We start from the raw sequence: 1,793 nt of genomic DNA on the forward strand, positions 1-1,793 counted from the left end.
GAATAGTTACTAATTCTGTACGCAAATATTGCATCTAGAATTAGCTTTGTACGCTTTGACCCGTACTGGGTTAACTACGAACCTCTCTATCGGATTCCCGCTAAAGGCGGCCTCTCCGACTACCTTTCTTCCAATATTTAAGGAACCATTAATATCTGCTCCATAGAAATAACCCGACGAGCTTCTGAATAGTCCTCTTTTAATTCTCTTGCCCAAATAGCTTTTTTGCTTTTGAATAGACTCTAAGTCCAAGAAACTACATTTAGAGGTATAGCTTTCATTAGTTGTTTTGACCTCTATTCCTACTAAATTTGCTTTATAGGTAAGTTGTTCGATAAACCTTGAATGAGGAATATTTACGAATGACTGGTTATTTCTATCTCCAATATTAATGTTTTGTTTCCAGCCTTGATTATGACCAATAACTAAAAGGTTAATTTGATGAGCTAGTAATTTATCAATAATATATTTACTAGCGGTGTGGAGGTAATAATCCACCTGGCAATTACGCTTTAAAGTTAAACCTTGTATTCTTTTACTGGTCTTCTGTAGACTGGGTAATTCCGATTTGAGTTTAGCTAGTGTCTTGTTGTACTTTTGATTGCAGGATTTTAAGGCTTTTCCACATACTAAAGTTGGCTGAAATTCGGGAATATTAGAGGTAACAGCAGCTAGGTTATTTAAGCCTAAATCGATAAAAGCATATCTTTCTCCCTCTTGACTTGATGAGGATGGTTGTTCATAGACAATCTCTAAACAATAAGCACCCAATTTAGGAATAATCCTGACCTCTAAAACTTCCTTTAAATTAGTTTTAAATTCTAAATTAGTCCCTGATAGCTTGATTAAACCTTGCTTCAACGCTTTTTTAGAAATGGCTTGATAGTTATAAGTTAAAACGTTTCTACCTTTTTCCTTGTCTTTGTATCTTGGCAACTTAGGCTCTCCTGTAAATTTATCTGGCGATTTTTTGTATTGTTCTTTCGCTTTTTGGTAGGATTTAAAGGTTTTTTCTACTTGCTTTAATACTAACTGACTTACTTTGGCGGGTAAGGCTTGATAATCTGGACTCATTTTTAAGGCATGATGTAACTCAGTCATTGTTAAAAATGGTTGATGTGAAAAGAAAACTTGACGGTTTAAATAAACAGCACAATTATACAGATTCTTCGATAAAAATCCTAATTTATCAATTACTGAATAATTTTTGTGATTAAATTTAATTAGATGTTTTTGAACTAATTTCATCATTCTCCTCAAGGCATTTAATTAAACATTCTGTCTTTCTATTTCGTCGTCTTAATGAGTATAATCGAGCGCAAAATGAGGTAATTATGCTCACGAAGTCTTGCCTTAAATCGTCTTTTCTTTCTTCTGCTAGATTAACGACCTCTAGATCTCTATTTGTTTGAGTTAAAAGAACTTTCAGATAATTAAACCCTACTCTGCTTAAACGATCTTTATGTTCTACGACAATCAAATTATAATCAGTTTGTTCTAGAAGTTTTAATAATAGCTTTCGATGATCATTGACTCCACTTCCTACTTCTTTAACTACTCGAACAATTTGATAGCCTTTCGCAATACAATAAGCTTCCAATCTTTTTGCCTGAGTCTCTAAGTTAGATTTATTTTCTGAACTAGAAACTCGCGCATAAATAGCTACTTTATTTTCACCGCAAGAACGGTCATCTTCAAAAATAATAATTGTTCCTGTAGGAAGACGTTCTCCTTGTAACTGCCCTCGATTCCACATTCTCCAAGCAGTGTCATAACTGATCCCTTTTTTCTTA

The 1,793-nt window shown here is 33.7% G+C and carries 2 protein-coding genes; both read right to left on the minus strand.

Annotated features, from left to right (window positions below):
• Positions 1 to 9: 9 nt before the first annotated feature.
• Positions 10 to 1,248: an RNA-guided endonuclease InsQ/TnpB family protein gene (locus tag O9295_RS21505; RefSeq protein WP_046661938.1), complete on the minus strand. Its 1,239-nt coding sequence runs from the start codon at positions 1,246 to 1,248 to the stop codon at positions 10 to 12.
• Positions 1,220 to 1,793: IS607 family transposase (locus tag O9295_RS21510; RefSeq protein ID WP_288035215.1), on the minus strand; the 574-nt coding region annotated here is incomplete at its 5' end. The genes O9295_RS21505 and O9295_RS21510, both read right to left, overlap by 29 nt.

This window comes from Microcystis sp. LE18-22.4A, from assembly GCF_027531105.1.
Lineage (GTDB): Bacteria > Cyanobacteriota > Cyanobacteriia > Cyanobacteriales > Microcystaceae > Microcystis > Microcystis aeruginosa.